This is a genomic window from Hydrogenophaga palleronii NBRC 102513 (genome assembly GCF_001571225.1).
GTDB lineage: Bacteria > Pseudomonadota > Gammaproteobacteria > Burkholderiales > Burkholderiaceae_C > Hydrogenophaga > Hydrogenophaga palleronii.
In genome coordinates this window covers 37,127-51,931 of the sequence record NZ_BCTJ01000001.1, presented here as the reverse complement: position 1 = coordinate 51,931, position 14,805 = coordinate 37,127, and the positions used below count along the sequence as shown (strand labels likewise).

Sequence of the window (14,805 nt, the reverse complement as noted above, 5' to 3'; positions counted from 1 at the left end):
CTTTGAAAGCGAAACGATGAAAACCATCCGCTACGAACTCGCCGACGGCATCGCCACCATCACCTTCGATGAGGAAGGCTCGCCGGTCAACACCATGTGCGCCCAATGGCAGGCCGACCTTACCGAGGTCACCGCGCAGGTGATGCGCGACTGCGCCGACATCAAGGGCATCATCCTGGCCTCGGCCAAGACCACCTTCTTCGCCGGCGCCGACCTCAAAGGCACGATGCGCCTGCAGGCCAGCGACGCGGCACATGTGTTCGCCGAAATCGAGCAGACCAAGAAGAACTTCCGCACGCTGGAAACCCTGGGTGTGCCGGTGGTGAGCTGCATCAACGGCGCGGCGCTCGGCGGTGGCTGGGAGGTGGCGCTGGTGGGCCACCACCGCATCGCGGTGAGCGACCCCAAGATCCAGCTCGGCCTGCCAGAGATCACGCTGGGCCTGATCCCCGGCGCCACCGGCATCACCAAGATGGTTCGCCTGCTCGGCCTGGCCGGCGCGCAGCCCTACATTCTGGAAAGCCAGTTGTTCAACCCGCGCGAGGCGCTCGAGCTTGGCCTGGTGCACGAGCTGGTGGCGCCCGGCAACGACGTGGCCACGACGATGCGCAGCGCGGCGCTGGCCTGGATCGCGGCGCACCCGCAGTCGCGCCAGCCCTGGGACCAGAAGGACTACAAGATTCCGGGCGGCACGCCGAGCAACCCAAAGATCGCCGGCATGCTGACCGTGGCGCCCGCCATGCTCAAGCAGAAGACACGTGGGCTCTACCCCGCGCCCGAGGCCGCGCTGGCGGCCATGGCCGAAGGTGCCATGGTCGACTACGACACCGCCTGCCGCATCGAAAGCCGTTACCTGGCGCGGCTGATCGTGAGCCCGGTGGCCAAGAACATGATCAACACCTTCTTCTTCAACCTGAACGCGATCAAGAGCGGGCAGTCGCGGCCGAAGGATATCTCGCGCTTCAAGCCGAAGAAGGTCGGCATCCTGGGCGCCGGCATGATGGGTGCGGGCATCGCCTACGCGCAGGCCAGCCGCGGCATCCAGACGGTGCTGGAAGACGTGAGCCTGGAGACCGCCGAGCGCGGCAAGTCCTACAGCCAGAAGCTCACGCAGGCGCGCGTCGACAAGGGCCGCATGAGCGCGCAAGACCAGCGCGAGCTGCTCGACCGCATCCACCCCACCGACCACCCGGGCGACCTCAAGGGCTGCGAGCTGATCATCGAGGCGGTGTTCGAGAACCGCGAACTCAAGGCCGCGGTGACCAAGGAGGCCGAGCCCCAGCTCGCCGCCGGCGGCTTCTTCGCCAGCAACACCTCCACCCTGCCGATCTCCGGCCTGGCGCAGGCCAGCAGCCGGCCGCAGCGTTTTGTCGGCATCCACTTCTTCAGCCCGGTGGACAAGATGAAGCTGGTGGAAATCATCCGCGGCAAGGAGACCGACAACGAGACCATCGCACGCGCCTACGACTACGTGCAGGCGCTGGGCAAGCTGCCCATCGTGGTGAACGATTCGCGTGGCTTCTACACCAGCCGCACCTTCGGCACCTACGTGATGGAGGGCGCGGCCCTGCTGGGCGAAGGTGTGCCGGCGCCAGTGATCGAAAACGCGGCCCTGCAGATCGGCATGCCGGTGGGCCCGCTGGCGGTGCTCGACGAGACCGCGCTCTCGCTCTCGGTGCACGTGCTGGACCAGACCCGCGCCGACTTCGAGAAAGAAGGCCGCCGCTACGAGGCCGCGCCGGGCGAGCTGCTGGTGGAGCGGATGGTCAATGAACTCAGGCGCCCGGGCCGTGCGGGCGGTGGCGGCTTTTACGACTACCCCGCCGGGCAGAAGAAGCAGCTCTGGGCCGAGCTCAAGCCGCTGTTCGAAAAACCCGACCAGCCCTGGGAGCTGCAGGACATCAAGGACCGCCTGCTGTACCGCCAGTCGGTGGAGACGGCGCGTTGCCTGGCCGAAGGTGTGCTCACCTCGGTGCACGACGGCAACATCGGCTCCATCTTCGGCATCGGCTTCCCGGCCTGGACGGGTGGTGCGCTGCAGTTCATCTACGGTACCGGCATCGAGGCTTTCGAGCGCCGCTGCGCCGAACTGGCCACGCGCCACGGCGCGGGCTTTGTGCTCGACGACGCGGTGAAGGCTGCGATCCGGCAGCACCAGCCGAAGTATTAGGAGCACCCCCTGCGTCGCCTGCGGCGCCTTCCCCCTGAAGGGGGACGACAGTTGGGGCCGGCGAAGCCGGACCCTCGCTGTCTCTGGATCTGACCGCCCCTCACGCGCGGCGTTGGTCGCCACAGCGGGGCAGCCCTTTCAAACCCTCAACTCAATCCCATGAAACGTCTCGACGGAAAAGTCTGCCTCATCACCGGTGCTGCGCAAGGCATCGGCCTGGCCACCGCCCTCAAGTTCGCGCGCGAAGGCGCCAGCGTGGTGGTCTGCGATGTGCAGCAGGCCGGGGTGGACGCGGCGGTGGCGCAGTGCGAGGCGCTGGGTGCCACCGCAACGGGTTTCGTGATCGACGTGACGCAGCGGGAGATGGTGGACGCGGTGGTCGCGCAGGTGACGGCGCGCTTCGGCCGCATTGACGTGCTGGTGAACAACGCCGGCATCACGCAGGACGCGCGCCTGCAGAAGATGACGCTGGAGCAGTTCGACCGAGTGATCGACGTCAACCTGCGCGGCGTGTTCCATTGCGCGCAGGCGGTGGTGAACACCATGACCGCGCAGGGCAGCGGCGTGATCCTCAACGCTTCGTCGGTGGTCGGCATCTACGGCAACTTCGGCCAGACCAACTACGCCGCCAGCAAGTTTGGCGTCATCGGCTTCACCAAGACCTGGAGCCGCGAGCTCGGCCCCAAGGGCATCCGCGTCAACGCGGTGGCGCCCGGCTTCATTGCCACGCCGATCCTGAGCACCATTCCCGACAAGGTGATCACCGAGATGGAGCAACGCGTGCCGCTCGGCCGCCTCGGCCAGCCCGAAGAGATTGCCAACGTCTATGCCTTCCTGGCCAGCGACGAGGCCAGCTACATCAACGGCACCGTGATAGAAGTCTCGGGCGGCATGTCGGTCTGATCCAGCGGCGGCTTTCCGTGACGTAGTGGCGTGCGGTACTTCAGGGTACCGGGGTAAATCGCCGGCGCCCCCCTGCCCCTGCGCAGGGGCCTGTGCCATCATGAAATCCCCGTGTTGCCCCGTTTCCGCGCATGCTGATTGCCCCTCCGCCCGCCAACGAAATGCAGCGCCTTGCGCGCCTGCACGGGCTGGGTGTGCTCGACACCCTGCCGCAAAAGGCGTTTGACGACATCTCGGCCCTGGCCCAGGCCATCTGCGACACCCCGGTTGCGCTCATCTCCCTGATCGACAGCGACCGGCAGTGGTTCAAGTCGCGCATCGGCTTCGAAGCCGCGCAGACCTCGCGCGAGGTGTCGTTCTGCTCGCACGCCCTTCTGAACCCATCGAACGTCACCGTCGTCGAGGACCTGCAGCACGACGAGCGCTTCCACGACAACCCGCTGGTGACCGGCCCCGTCCAGGCCCGCTTCTACGCCGGCGCGCCCATCGTCACCGACGACGGCTTCGTGCTCGGCGCGGTGTGCGTGATCGACCACCAGGCGCGCCAGCTCAGCCCGACCCAGATCGGCGCGCTGGGCAAACTCTCCAGCCTGGTGAGCGATCTGCTGGAACAGGAAAAGACCCAGCGGCAAGCCAACGAGCTCACCGCCGAGGCGGTGTGCCTGCAACACGCGCAGCTCACGGCAATGGCGATTGCCGGGCTTGACCTGCAGGCTTACGTGGATGCGCAGTACATCTACCGCCACGTCAACGACACCTTTCTCGCCTATTGGGGTTGCACGCGCGAAGAGATCATCGGCCGGGGACTGCCCGAACACGTGGGCGACGAGCCCTTCCGCCACGTGATCCAGCCCCATCTGGACCGCGCCCTCACCGGCGAGACCACCTCCTACCAGCGCCGCACCCTGTTCCCGGGCCGCGGCGCGCGCCATGTGCATGTGGACCTGATGCCGGTGCGCGACGCCGCCGGTGCGGTGATCGGCGTGGTGTTGCGGGCGCAGGATGTGGAAGACCTGCGCATGCGCGAGGCCCATCTGCACGAAGCCGTGGCCCTGCTCGAACAGAAGACGCTGGAGCAGGAGCGCTTCATCCACATCATGTCGCACGACCTGCGCGAGCCGATCAACTCCATCAACAACTTCGCCGCCCTGCTGCAGGCCGACCACCAGCAGGCCCTGCCGCCCGAAGCGCAGCGTTACCTCGGCTTCGTGCACGCCGGTGGCCGGCGCATGGCCGCGCTGCTGGACGATCTGCTGCACTACGTGCGCCTGGAACAGCACGCCCTGGTCAGCGCACCGGTCAACCTGGCCTGTGTGGTGCAACAGGTGAGCGACGACCTCGCCGCCGCGCTCACCGCCAGCGGCGGCGCGGTGGAAGCCGAAAACCTGCCCATGGTGCAGGCCGACGCGTCGTTGCTGCGCATCGCGCTGCAGAACCTGATAGCCAACGGCCTGAAGTTCGCGCGCCCCGGGGTGCCGCCCCGTGTTCGCGTGCGCGCCGCGCGCCACGGCGGGTTCGACCGCATCGAGGTGAAGGACAACGGCATCGGCATCACGCCCGAACACCAGCCGCAGGTGTTCAACCTCTTCACGCGCATGCACCTGCGCCGGCAACACGACGGCTCGGGCCTGGGCCTGTCGATCTGCCAGCGCATTGCCGCGCTGCACGGTGGCCACATCACGCTGCAATCGGTGCCGGGCGAAGGCAGCCGCTTTACCCTGCACCTGCCCGTGGCGCGTGGCGCAAGCCGTTCCGCAGGAGCACCACCATGAACCGTTACGAGCGCTTCATCCTGGTCGACGACAGCGAGGCCGACAACGTCTTCCACGAGATCATGATCCGGCGCAGCGGCTTCACCGGCGAGCTGCGCGTGTTCGAATCCGGCGCCGACGCCCTGGCCTTTCTGCAGGCCGACCCGCTCACCCTGCGCACCTGCCTGTTCCTCGACATCAACATGCCGCAGATGAACGGCTTCGAGTTCGCGCGCCTGGCCGCTCCGCTGCTGCGCCACCGGCCCCAGGTGGTGGTGATGATGCTGACCTCGTCCGACGCCGCGTCGGACAAGGCGCTCGCCGCCGAGCAGCCCCTGATCCGGGGGTTTCTCACCAAGCCGCTCACGGTGGATCTGGTGCGGGAACTGCAGCAGGCCGGCTGATCCGGGCGCAGCGCCGTCAAAATTGACTCTGTCTGTTTTTACTTGACTTGGTCAAGCAAGCGCGCAAAATCGGCGCATGCCAGCCCAAGCCGACACCGCCACCAGCACCGCCGCACACACGGCCCCCGTTGACCCGGCCCAGGTGCGCGCCCTGCGCGCCTTCAACCGCTTCTACACCCAGCGCACCGGCCTGCTCGACCCCTACCTCGGCAGCGCCTTCTCGCTCACCGAAGTGCGGGTGCTCTACGAGCTGGCGCACCACGCACCCTGCAGCGCCAGCGAGCTCGGGCGCCGGCTGCTGCTCGACGCCGGGTACCTCAGCCGCATCGTGCGCCGCTTCACCGAAGCCGGCTGGATCACGCGAACGCCCTCCCCGGCCGACGCGCGCCAGCACGTGCTGGGCCTCACGCCCGAAGGCCGCAGCGCGTTCGAGCCCCTGCAACAGCGTTCACGCGACGAAGCCGCCCGCCTGCTCGGCCCGTTGACGCCGGAGCAGCGCGCCGGCCTGGTGGCCTCGCTCGGCCGCGCCCAGGCCCTGCTCGACCCCGGCCCCGCGCCGCGCTCGCGCCACACCGTGCTGCGCGACGTGCGTGCCGGCGACATGGGCTGGGTAGTGCAGCAGCACGGCGAGATCTACGCCCGCGAGTACGGCTGGAACAGCGAGTTCGAAGCCCTGGTGGCCGAGATCGTGGCGCGCATGATCCGCCGGCACGACCCGGCGCGGGAGCGTGGCTGGATCGCCGAACTCGACGGCGAGCGCGTGGGCTCGGTGTTCGTGGTGCGCAAGAGCGCCACCGTGGCGCAACTGCGCCTGCTCATCCTGAGCCCGGCGGCACGCGGCCTGGGCCTCGGCGCCCGCCTCACCGACGAATGCCTGGCCTTCGCCCGCGCCAAGGGCTACCGCAAGATGGTGCTCTGGACCAACCGCAACCTGGACGCCGCGCGCGCCATCTACGCCCAGCGCGGTTTCGTGCTGGTCAAGAGCGAGCCCCACCACAGCTACGGCCACGACCTGGTCGGCGAAACCTGGGAGCTGGCGCTGTAACCAGCGTTCACGCAACTCCGCAAGAAATGTCAGCCTGCTGCGGCTAGATTGGCCTGTCCATCACCACAGGAGTCTTCCATGCACATCGAACAGCAAGACACGGCCCTGCGCATCGTCGGCATCGAGCTCAGAACCTCCAACGACGAGGCCATGACCACCATTCCGGCCCACTGGCAGCGCTTCACCGCAGACGGCGTGCTGGCGCGCATCCCGGGCAAACTCTGCGACGAGGTCTACGCGGTCTACACGCACTTCGAGAACGCCGGCGTGGACAACCGTGGCATCTACTCGTTGATCATCGGCGCGCCGGTCTCCAGCACGCAGGCCGTGCCCCCGGGCATGAGCCATGCCGTGCTGCCGGCCTCGCCGCGTGCGGTGTTCCCGGTGGCACCGGGCCGCGTCGACCAGGTGGGTGCCGTGTGGCAGGACGTCTGGCAACGCGACGATCTGCCCAAGGCCTTCGTGGCCGACTGCGAGCGTTACCGCGCCAACGGCGAGATCCACATCCTCATCGGCCTGCGGCACGGCGCCACCGCATGAACCCGGGCCACGGCTGGACCGACTACCAGCAGCGCCTGGGCCGCGTCATCGCCTACCTGCACGACCACCTGGACGAGCCGCTGGATCTGCACCGGCTGGCCGAGGTGGCGCACCTGTCGCCCTACCACTGGCACCGCGTCTACCACGCGCTGCACGGCGAGACCATCGCGGTCACGGTGCGGCGGCTTCGCCTGCACCGCGCCACCGGCTACCTGGCCAACACCAGCCTGCCGGTGGAGCAGCTCGCGCGGCGCTGCGGTTATCCCAATGCCCAGTCCTTCTCGCGCGCCTTCCGTGCGGCCTACGGCATGAGCCCGCTGCAGTACCGGCAACACGGTGGCCACGTGGCCTTTCGCACCGCCCAGGCCGACCGCCGCATGCCGGCGGGTTACGAGGTGGAGGTGCGCGAGATCCCGCGCGTGCGCCTGCTCGGCCTGAACCACAAGGGCTCTTACATGGCCATCGGCAAGGCGTTCGAGCCTTGCTTCGTGCAGCTTGCGGCACTCGGCCAGGTGCGCGCGGACACGCGCTGGATCGCCGAGTACCTGGACGATCCGTCCGCGGTACCGGAACACCAGCTCTGCGCACGCGCCGGGCTGTCCGTGCCCGAAGGCGTGGAGGCGGTGCCGCCCCTGGTCGCGTTCGAGGTGGGCGGCATGCCCTGCGCCGTGCTGCGCCACCGCGGCCCCTACGCCACCATGCGCGCGGCCTACCAGTGGCTGTACGGCCACTGGCTGGTGAACAGCGGCCACGAGGTGGGGGATGCGCCGGTGTTCGAGGAGTACCTCAACAACCCGCGCAACACCGCGCCGGCCGATCTGCTCACCGACATCTGCCTGCCGCTGGCGCGTTCGCACCGCAACTGAAAGCGCGTTGAAAGCCCGCGCGCCGATAATTCCGGCATGCCCGCGCCCGCCCCGATACCACCCGAAGCCGCTGCCCAGCAGCCACTCAACCAGCCCCAGTCCAAAACCGATCTCTTCCTCTCCTTCACCTGGCTGGCGCTGCAGGGTTTTGGCGGCGTGCTGGCGGTGGTGCAGCGTGAACTGGTGGAGAAAAAACGCTGGATGACGCGCGAGCAGTTCCTGGAAGACTGGGCCGTGGCGCAGATCATGCCGGGCCCGAACGTGGTCAACCTCTCCATGATGATCGGCGGGCGCTGCTTCGGCCTGCCGGGTGCGCTGGCCGCGCTCGCCGGCATGCTGGCCGCGCCCATGGTGGTGGTGCTGCTGCTCGCCGTGCTGTACGGCAACGTGGCCGACAACCCGGTGGCGCAAAACGCCCTGCGCGGCATGGGTGCGGTGGCCGCCGGCCTGATCACCGCCACCGGCATCAAGCTCATCAGCGCGCTCGACAGGAACGCCATGGGCATGGCGGTGTGCATCGGCCTGGCTTGCATCACCTTCATTGCCGTCGGCCTGCTGCGCTGGCCGCTGCTCTGGGTGCTGCTGGGTGTTGGCGGCGTGGCCTGCCTCCGGGCCTACCGCGTGCTCGGCGATGTCGATGCCGACCGCCGCCGCAAGAACGAACAGGCCTGAACACCATGATGCAGCCCACCGCCGCCAACTGGGTCGACCTGTTCACCCACTTCGCCAGCCTCTCTCTGCTGGGCGTGGGCGGGGCCATCACCACCGCGCCCGACATGCAGCGTTACCTGGTGCTGCAGCAGGCCTGGTTGAGCGATGCGCAGTTCACCTCGTCCATCGCCATCTCGCAGGCCGCGCCCGGCCCCAACGTGCTGTTCGTCGCCCTGCTCGGCTGGAACGTGGGCCTGAACGCGGGTGGCGGCCCGGCCGCTGGCTGGCCGGCCTGGTCGCTCGCTTTCCTGGGGGTGCTGGTGACCATGGTGGCCATCCTGCTGCCCTCCTCGGTGCTCACCTACACCGCCACGCGCTGGGCCCACCACAACCGCGAGCTGCGCGCGGTGCGCGCCTTCAAAACCGGCATGGCGCCGATCGTGATCGCCTTGTTGATCGCAACCGGCTGGCTGCTCACCGGTTCACACGAACACCCGGCACGCGACTGGCCGCTGTGGCTGCTCACCGCCGCCGCCACCGTGCTGGTGTGGCGCACGAAGATCCACCTGCTGTGGTTGATCGGCGCCGGCGCCGTGCTCGGGGCGCTGGGCCTGGTCTGACGCAGCCCCTTATTGCTGTTGCTGCTGTTGCTGCTGGTGGGCCTGCAGCATCGCGCCCATCTTCTGGTGAATCAGGTTGATCGCCTTGAGCGGGCGCACCATCACCTTGAAGTCGGTGATGCGGCCCTCGTCGTTCCAGCGGATCATGTCGACGCCGTTGACGCTGACGCCGTCGATCTCGACCTGGAACTCCAGCACCGCGTCACGCGGGCCCACCACCTCACGCGCATAACGGAAGCTCTCGTTGAAGAACACCTGGAACGCCGCCGCCAGGTATTGGGTGGTGACGGCCTTGCCGGTCTGCGGCGTGTGCACCACCGGCGAATGAAAGACCACGTCGTCGGCCAGCAGCTCGCGCAGGCCTTTCACGTTGCGGGTCTTGACGAGTTGGTGCCAGGTGCCCAGGGTGTCGATGGCCATGCGAGCGGTCTCCGGAGTGGTGTGGTGTGAAGCAACCGATCCGTTCAGTGCGCGCTGGAGTACAGGTTCACCACCACCACGCCGACGATGATCAGGCCCATGCCGAACATCGTCTGCCAGTTCAGGGTCTGCCCCATCCAGGCCCAGCCGATGATCGAGATCAGCACGATACCCACACCCGACCAGATTGCATAGGCCACGCCGGTCGGCATGCTGCGCAGCACCAGCGACAGGCAATAGAAGGCGATGGCGTAGCCCACCACGGTGACCGCGCTGGGCACCGGCCGGCTGAAGCTCTCCGACAGCTTCAGCGCACTGGTGGCAATGGTTTCCGCCACGATGGCGATGGCAAGGTAGAGGTACGTCATGTGCGGAATCTACCCGCCGGCGCGCCGGCCGTCAGGCATCCCCGTGCCCGGCCTCTGGCGCGGATGTGGGCATTGCCGCTGGTTTGACGGCGCGGTTTGCCGTGCGCACGCTGCGCACGCTGCGCAGGCTCAGGCCAGCAGTGCGGGCAGGCACACGGCCGCGGTCTCGCGCAGGCACAACTCGGCCAGGCCATCCAGCGGCGTCGCCGCGGGGTTGATCATCACCACGCGCGCGCCCGCCTGGTGCGCGGTGAACACCAGGCCGGCCGCGGGATACACCTCACCCGAGGTGCCCACCACCAGCATCAGGTCACAGCGCTTGGCGGCCTGCTCGGCCGCTTCGAGCGCCGCAGGCGGCAGGTGTTCGCCGAACCACACCACGGCCGGGCGGCGCAGGTTGCCGCAGACCGGGCAACGCGGCGGGTGGCCGTCTTCAATGGAACCGGGTTGGCAGCACTGGCGTGGCGCGTCGAGCCAGCTGTCGTCGGCGATGTTGCCGTGCAAGGCCAGCGTGCCGGTCTGGCCGGCGCGCTGGTGCAGGCCGTCCACGTTCTGCGTGATGAGCGTCAGCCGCCCCGGGTGGCGGCGCGAAAAATCCGCCAGCGCCAGATGGCCGGCGTTGGCCTGCACCTGGCCGATCAAGCCGCGCCGGTAGAGGTACCAGTCCCACACGCGCTGCGGGTCGGCACGGTAGGCGGCCTCGGTGGCCAGGTCTTGCGGGTCGAAGCGCGCCCAGAGCCCGGTCTGCGCATCACGAAAGGTCGGCACGCCGGACTCGGCGCTCATGCCCGCGCCGGTCAGCACCGCGATGTGGCGCGCATCCCGAATCCAGTCGCGCACCGTGTCGTGCATGGACTTCAGCTGCGCTGGCGCAGCGCCTCGTACAGGCAGACGCCGCTGGCCACCGAGACGTTCAGGCTCTCGACCGCACCGGCCATGGGAATGCTCACCAGTTCGTCGCAGGTCTTGCGCGTGAGCTGGCGCATGCCGGCGCCTTCGGCACCCAGCACCAGCGCGGTCGGGCCTTTGAGGTCCACCTGGTAGAGCGTCTTGGGCGCGTCGTCGCTGGTGCCAATGATCCAGATGTTGCGTTCCTTGAGCTCACCCAGCGTGCGCGCCAGGTTGGTCACCATGAAGTACGGCATGGTCTCGGCCGCACCGCTGGCCACCTTGGCCACGGTGGCGTTGATGCCGGCGGCGTGGTCCTTGGGCGCGATCACGGCGTGTGCGCCGGCACCGTCGGCCACACGCAGGCAGGCACCCAGGTTGTGGGGGTCGGTGATGCCGTCGAGCACCAGCAGCAGCGGCGGGATGCCGGTGGGTTCGAGTTGTTCCAGCAGGTCGTCGAGCGAACGCACCTGGGCCACCGCCTCCACGCGCGCGGCCACACCCTGGTGGCCATGACTGCCGGCGAGTTTGGCGATGCGCAGGCCGTCGGCCTCGATCAGCCGGGCATTGGCCTCGCGCGCCTTGTCCAGGAACTGGCGCATGCGCGCGTCGCGCCGGGTCGGCTCGTAGTAAATCTCGATGATGGATTGCGGCGCGGTTTTCAGGCGCACACCCACGGCGTGAAAGCCGAACAGCACTTTGGGGGAAGACATGCGCCGATTATCGACGCTGGCCGCACGGATCCCGGGCCGGGTCTGGCTTCAGGCGCCGTGGGCGAGTTCGCCGAGCCGGCGCAGCGCGGCGTCAAAGCGCACGTCGCCGGGGTGGCCGAGGTTCAGGCGCAGGTGGTGGGTGAAGCGCCGGTCGGCCGAAAACAGCACGCCGGGCGCGGTGCTGATGTGCTCTTCACGCGCCCGGTGGTGCAGTGCCAGCGCGTCCACCGAGGCCGGCAGTTCGACCCACACGAAGTAGCCCCCGAGCGGTCGCGTGACCCGGGTGCCGGTGGGAAAGTGCCGCTCCACCAGGCGCAGCGCGTGCTGCTGCTGCGTGGCCAGGGCTTCGCGCAGGCGGCGCAGGTGGCGGTCGTAACCACCTTGTGCCAGGTAGTCCACCAGCGCCAGCTGCGGCGGGATGGCGGTGGCGAGCGAACTCGACATCTTGAGCCGCTCCACCGCCGGCGCGAAGCGCCCCGCCGCGGCCCAGCCGACGCGGTAACCCGGCGCCAGGCATTTGGAAAACGACGAGCAGTGCAGCACGCCGCCCTCGCGGTCGAACGCCTTGGCCGGTGGCGGGCGGCGCGCGCCGGCGTGCAGTTCGCCATACACATCGTCTTCGATCAGCGGCACGCGGTGGCGCGCCAGCAGCTCCACCAGCGCCTGTTTGCGCGCGGGCGGCATGAGCGCGCCCAGCGGGTTCTGGAAACTCGGCATGAACCAGCAGGCCGCCACCGGCTGGCGCTCCAGCAGCGCGGCCAGTGCATCGATGTCCACGCCCTCGCGCGGGTCGGTCGCCACCTCCACCGCCTTCAGGTGCAGGCGTTCCAGCGCCTGCAGCGCGGCGTAGAAGGTGGGCGACTCCACCACCACCACGTCACCGGGTTGCGTCACCGCCTGCAGGCAGAGGTTGAGCGCCTCCATGGCGCCGTTGGTGATGACCAGCTCGTCCGCCGCCAGCGGCACACCATGCAGGGCATAACGCCGCCGCAAGGCCTGGCGCAGGCCTTCGTCGCCCGCGGTCAGCGCGCCGGTGATGCGGTTGGCGGGCAGGCGGCGCATGGCGCGCGCGCCGCTGCGTGCCAGTGCATCAAACGGGAACAGGTGCGATGCCGGAAAGGCCGAGCCCAGTGGCACCACGTCGGCGTCGCGCGTGGAGCCCAGCAGCTCGTAGACCAGTTCGCTGATGGCCACCGGCGTTGCCTCGCCGCTGGGCCGCGCGGCCTGCGGCGCCGAGCGCGTCAACTTGCGCGTGGCGCGCACGAAGAAACCGGAACGCGCACGCGCCTCGACCAGGCCCAGCGATTCCAGCTGGCCATAGGCCTGGAACACGGTGGACGGGCTCACACCGCGTTGCTCGCAGGTCTGGCGCACCGAAGGCAGGCGTTCGCCGGGGCGCAGCAGGCCGGCGCGGATGCCGTCGGCAATGTCTTCGGCCAGCTGCTGGTATCGGTTGAGGCGGGCCCCCGTCATCGGATCAACCTGTTGGACATCGTCGGCCGATCTTGATGGTGCCATGCGCGGCGTTTCGGCGCTCACAGCCAGCGCACCAGCAAGGCGATGACCAGCGCGGTGCAGACGCCGTTCAGGCCCATGGCCAGCGCCGCGAAGGCCACGCTCTGCGGGTGCGTCTGCAGCGCACGTGCGGTGCCGATGGCGTGCGCCACCAGGCCGAGCGCGAAGCTGCGCGTGGTGGCGTCGTCGATGCGCAGCAGGCGCAGCACCGGCCCCGCGAACAAGGTGCCCAGCACGCCAGTGGACACCACCGCCAGCGCGGCCAGCGCCGGCAGGCCACCCGCACGCTCGGCCGCCTGCATGGCAATCGGCATGGTGGCGGCCTTGGGCGCCAGCGACACCGCCAGCGGCCAGGGTGCACCGAGCACCTGGGCCAGCGTCAGCGTGCCCAGCACCGAGGCCAGGCACCCCGCGAGCAAGGCCAGCAGCAACGGCACGGCGAGCCGCCGCAGCAAGGCGGCCTGCCGGTACAGCGGCACCGCCAGGGCGATCACCGCCGGCCCGGTGAGCCAGCGCAGCGCGCGCGTGGCCTCGGCGTACAAGGGGTAACCGGTACCGGTGACCGCCAGCACAACCAGCACCAGCGCGGTGCCGGTGAGCACCGGCAGCAACAGCAGGTGGTGGCCGCTGCGCCGGTACAGCGCCAGTGCCGCCGCGTAGGCCGCCAGCGTCACCAGGGTCCAGCCGGCCACGGCGGGCCAGGAAGCCAGCGCGCTCACGTCGGATGGCGGCGCAGCAGCCGGTGCAGGGTCCAGCCGGTGACGGCGATGGTGAGCACGGTGACCAGGGTCGCGCTCAGCGCGAACACCGCCGCGTGCTGCGTCAGCAGGTGGCCATACAGGCCCACCGCTGCCACCGAGGGAATCAGGAACAGCATGAGGTGCCGCAGCAGCGGCGCGCTGAGTTCGTCCAGCCCTTGCGGCACACCGCCGCGCAGGGCCAGCAGGCCGAGCAACAGCAACAGCCCCACCAGCGAACCCGGCAGCGGCCAGCCGGTGAAGGCAATGAGGCTGTCTCCCAGCCACTGCAGCCCGGCCAGCAACCCGGCCGCAGCACCCCAGCCCAGCCAGCGCCGCACTGGCGGAGCCCATTCTCGGTACGGTTGTTTGAACATCATCGGGTCAGTATCGCCGTCGAAGGCCCATCTGCCACGCATCAGATCGGACCGATATCGGGGGGATCAGTGCGCATCAGTTGCGACCTCTGATACGGTATTTTTTCAATAAAACTGCATCTTGCACACCAGATGCATCCGGGCGAGCATACCGGCATGCCCACGAATGCCGTTTTATCTCCCTCCGCCCCCGGCCCGGACCTGCTGCACGAGGTGGTGGACAGTGGCCTGCTGCGCTGCGGCGTGCCGCCCCACCTGGGCGGTGCCGGCAGCGATCTGGACGCACTGGCGGCCGGTGCCGCCGAACTGGCGCGCCACCACCCGGGCGCGGCCTGGCTGCTGTGGGCGCAGCGCCTGGCGATCGAGGCCTTGCTGCAGTCGCCCAACGTGGCGCTGCGCGAGCACTGGCTGGCCGATTTCCTGAGCGGCGAGCGCGCCGCCACCCTGTCGCCCACGTTCACACCCCTGCAGGCGCACGACACCGGCCGCGGCTGGCTGCTGCGCGGCGAGCAGCTTGCCGTGCCCAACCTGCAATGGGCCGGTTTCTCGCTGGTGGCGCCGCTGCGCCTGCACGAGCAGCAGGCCCACTGGGTGCTGCTGCGCAGCGAGGAAGATGGCCTGTCGATCATGCGGGATACTGAGTCCCCTGGCCACGGCGATCCACCCACGGCCACGCTGCAACTGAACCAGGTGTTCTTCCGCGAAGACGAATGGCTCTGCGGCCCCGACCTGCCGCAGCGCCTGCTGCCGGTGGCCCAGGCGCTGGGCCGCGGCCTGGCTTGTGCGACCGACTGGAACCCGAACACCGCGCCCACGCTCTCACCCTAAAAGAACAGT

At 69.0% G+C, this 14,805-nt stretch carries 17 protein-coding genes; 10 read left to right on the top strand and 7 right to left on the bottom strand.

Annotated features, from left to right (window positions below):
* The first annotated feature begins 16 nt into the window (after positions 1-16).
* The 9 genes from HPA01S_RS00255 to HPA01S_RS00215 all read left to right on the top strand — a co-directional run bounded on the left by HPA01S_RS00255 (position 17) and on the right by HPA01S_RS00215 (position 8,950).
* Entirely contained in the window at positions 17-2,170 is a 2,154-nt protein-coding gene (locus tag HPA01S_RS00255; protein ID WP_066266143.1) for a 3-hydroxyacyl-CoA dehydrogenase NAD-binding domain-containing protein, read from the top strand.
* 159 nt (positions 2,171-2,329) lie between these two features.
* Positions 2,330-3,073 carry a 3-oxoacyl-ACP reductase FabG gene (gene fabG, locus HPA01S_RS00250; RefSeq protein ID WP_066265162.1) on the top strand — a complete coding sequence of 248 codons (744 nt, stop codon included), beginning with the start codon at positions 2,330-2,332 and terminating at the stop codon, positions 3,071-3,073.
* 131 nt (positions 3,074-3,204) lie between these two features.
* A complete protein-coding gene (locus HPA01S_RS00245) occupies positions 3,205-4,845 on the top strand; it encodes a sensor histidine kinase (RefSeq protein WP_066265159.1) in 1,641 nt (546 codons plus the stop codon).
* Complete coding sequence (locus HPA01S_RS00240) at positions 4,842-5,228, top strand: response regulator (protein ID WP_066265156.1); 387 nt, start codon at positions 4,842-4,844, stop codon at positions 5,226-5,228. Before HPA01S_RS00245 ends, HPA01S_RS00240 begins: the two co-directional genes overlap by 4 nt.
* Before the next feature lie 76 nt (positions 5,229-5,304).
* The gene (locus tag HPA01S_RS00235) at positions 5,305-6,273 is read left to right on the top strand and encodes a bifunctional helix-turn-helix transcriptional regulator/GNAT family N-acetyltransferase (RefSeq protein WP_066265155.1); all 969 of its coding nucleotides are present in this window, start codon (positions 5,305-5,307) and stop codon (positions 6,271-6,273) included.
* Positions 6,274-6,351: 78 nt separating this feature from the next.
* Positions 6,352-6,813, top strand: a complete 462-nt coding sequence (locus HPA01S_RS00230; protein WP_066265152.1) for a GyrI-like domain-containing protein — start codon at positions 6,352-6,354, stop codon at positions 6,811-6,813.
* Complete coding sequence (locus HPA01S_RS00225) at positions 6,810-7,679, top strand: AraC family transcriptional regulator (RefSeq protein WP_066265150.1); 870 nt, start codon at positions 6,810-6,812, stop codon at positions 7,677-7,679. Before HPA01S_RS00230 ends, HPA01S_RS00225 begins: the two co-directional genes overlap by 4 nt.
* Before the next feature lie 36 nt (positions 7,680-7,715).
* Complete coding sequence (locus tag HPA01S_RS00220) at positions 7,716-8,351, top strand: chromate transporter (protein ID WP_066265146.1); 636 nt, start codon at positions 7,716-7,718, stop codon at positions 8,349-8,351.
* 5 nt (positions 8,352-8,356) lie between these two features.
* A complete protein-coding gene (locus HPA01S_RS00215) occupies positions 8,357-8,950 on the top strand; it encodes a chromate transporter (protein ID WP_066265142.1) in 594 nt (197 codons plus the stop codon).
* Between the two features lie 9 nt (positions 8,951-8,959).
* Here the strand turns inward: HPA01S_RS00215 and HPA01S_RS00210 are convergent, their stop codons facing one another.
* The 7 genes from HPA01S_RS00210 to HPA01S_RS22495 all read right to left on the bottom strand — a co-directional run bounded on the left by HPA01S_RS00210 (position 8,960) and on the right by HPA01S_RS22495 (position 13,971).
* Positions 8,960-9,370 (bottom strand): nuclear transport factor 2 family protein, encoded by a 411-nt coding sequence (locus HPA01S_RS00210; protein ID WP_066265140.1) that lies wholly within the window; start codon positions 9,368-9,370, stop codon positions 8,960-8,962.
* A 44-nt stretch (positions 9,371-9,414) separates the two neighbouring features.
* The gene (locus HPA01S_RS00205; RefSeq protein ID WP_066265138.1) at positions 9,415-9,738 is read right to left on the bottom strand and encodes a DMT family transporter; all 324 of its coding nucleotides are present in this window, start codon (positions 9,736-9,738) and stop codon (positions 9,415-9,417) included.
* 129 nt (positions 9,739-9,867) lie between these two features.
* A complete protein-coding gene (locus tag HPA01S_RS00200) occupies positions 9,868-10,590 on the bottom strand; it encodes an SIR2 family NAD-dependent protein deacylase (RefSeq protein ID WP_066265136.1) in 723 nt (240 codons plus the stop codon).
* 5 nt (positions 10,591-10,595) lie between these two features.
* Entirely contained in the window at positions 10,596-11,339 is a 744-nt protein-coding gene (gene rlmB, locus HPA01S_RS00195; protein ID WP_066265134.1) for a 23S rRNA (guanosine(2251)-2'-O)-methyltransferase RlmB, read from the bottom strand.
* Positions 11,340-11,387: 48 nt separating this feature from the next.
* A complete protein-coding gene (locus HPA01S_RS00190) occupies positions 11,388-12,857 on the bottom strand; it encodes an aminotransferase-like domain-containing protein (protein WP_245638539.1) in 1,470 nt (489 codons plus the stop codon).
* 17 nt (positions 12,858-12,874) lie between these two features.
* Positions 12,875-13,573, bottom strand: a complete 699-nt coding sequence (locus tag HPA01S_RS00185; RefSeq protein WP_084360364.1) for an LrgB family protein — start codon at positions 13,571-13,573, stop codon at positions 12,875-12,877.
* Positions 13,570-13,971, bottom strand: a complete 402-nt coding sequence (locus HPA01S_RS22495) for a CidA/LrgA family protein (protein WP_169801483.1) — start codon at positions 13,969-13,971, stop codon at positions 13,570-13,572. The genes HPA01S_RS00185 and HPA01S_RS22495 overlap by 4 nt, the downstream gene beginning before the upstream one ends.
* Before the next feature lie 153 nt (positions 13,972-14,124).
* Between HPA01S_RS22495 and HPA01S_RS00180 the strand changes: the two genes are divergently transcribed.
* On the top strand, positions 14,125-14,796 hold the full coding sequence (locus HPA01S_RS00180) for an acyl-CoA dehydrogenase family protein (protein ID WP_169801482.1): 672 nt from the start codon (positions 14,125-14,127) through the stop codon (positions 14,794-14,796).
* The last annotated feature ends 9 nt before the right edge of the window (positions 14,797-14,805 follow it).

Bases quoted from the DNA above. Each gene is read 5' to 3' on its own strand.
- HPA01S_RS00225 (WP_066265150.1), top strand. From the start codon at position 6,810: ATGAACCCGGGCCACGGCTGGACCGACTACCAGCAGCGCCTGGGCCGC.
- HPA01S_RS00215 (WP_066265142.1), top strand. From the start codon at position 8,357: ATGATGCAGCCCACCGCCGCCAACTGGGTCGACCTGTTCACCCACTTC.
- HPA01S_RS00235 (WP_066265155.1), top strand. From the start codon at position 5,305: ATGCCAGCCCAAGCCGACACCGCCACCAGCACCGCCGCACACACGGCC.
- HPA01S_RS00240 (WP_066265156.1), top strand. From the start codon at position 4,842: ATGAACCGTTACGAGCGCTTCATCCTGGTCGACGACAGCGAGGCCGAC.
- HPA01S_RS22495 (WP_169801483.1), bottom strand. From the start codon at position 13,971: ATGATGTTCAAACAACCGTACCGAGAATGGGCTCCGCCAGTGCGGCGC.
- HPA01S_RS00220 (WP_066265146.1), top strand. From the start codon at position 7,716: ATGCCCGCGCCCGCCCCGATACCACCCGAAGCCGCTGCCCAGCAGCCA.
- HPA01S_RS00230 (WP_066265152.1), top strand. From the start codon at position 6,352: ATGCACATCGAACAGCAAGACACGGCCCTGCGCATCGTCGGCATCGAG.
- HPA01S_RS00190 (WP_245638539.1), bottom strand. From the start codon at position 12,857: ATGGCACCATCAAGATCGGCCGACGATGTCCAACAGGTTGATCCGATG.
- HPA01S_RS00245 (WP_066265159.1), top strand. From the start codon at position 3,205: ATGCTGATTGCCCCTCCGCCCGCCAACGAAATGCAGCGCCTTGCGCGC.
- HPA01S_RS00180 (WP_169801482.1), top strand. From the start codon at position 14,125: ATGCCCACGAATGCCGTTTTATCTCCCTCCGCCCCCGGCCCGGACCTG.
- rlmB (WP_066265134.1), bottom strand. From the start codon at position 11,339: ATGTCTTCCCCCAAAGTGCTGTTCGGCTTTCACGCCGTGGGTGTGCGC.
- HPA01S_RS00205 (WP_066265138.1), bottom strand. From the start codon at position 9,738: ATGACGTACCTCTACCTTGCCATCGCCATCGTGGCGGAAACCATTGCC.
- HPA01S_RS00255 (WP_066266143.1), top strand. From the start codon at position 17: ATGAAAACCATCCGCTACGAACTCGCCGACGGCATCGCCACCATCACC.
- HPA01S_RS00210 (WP_066265140.1), bottom strand. From the start codon at position 9,370: ATGGCCATCGACACCCTGGGCACCTGGCACCAACTCGTCAAGACCCGC.
- HPA01S_RS00200 (WP_066265136.1), bottom strand. From the start codon at position 10,590: ATGCACGACACGGTGCGCGACTGGATTCGGGATGCGCGCCACATCGCG.
- fabG (WP_066265162.1), top strand. From the start codon at position 2,330: ATGAAACGTCTCGACGGAAAAGTCTGCCTCATCACCGGTGCTGCGCAA.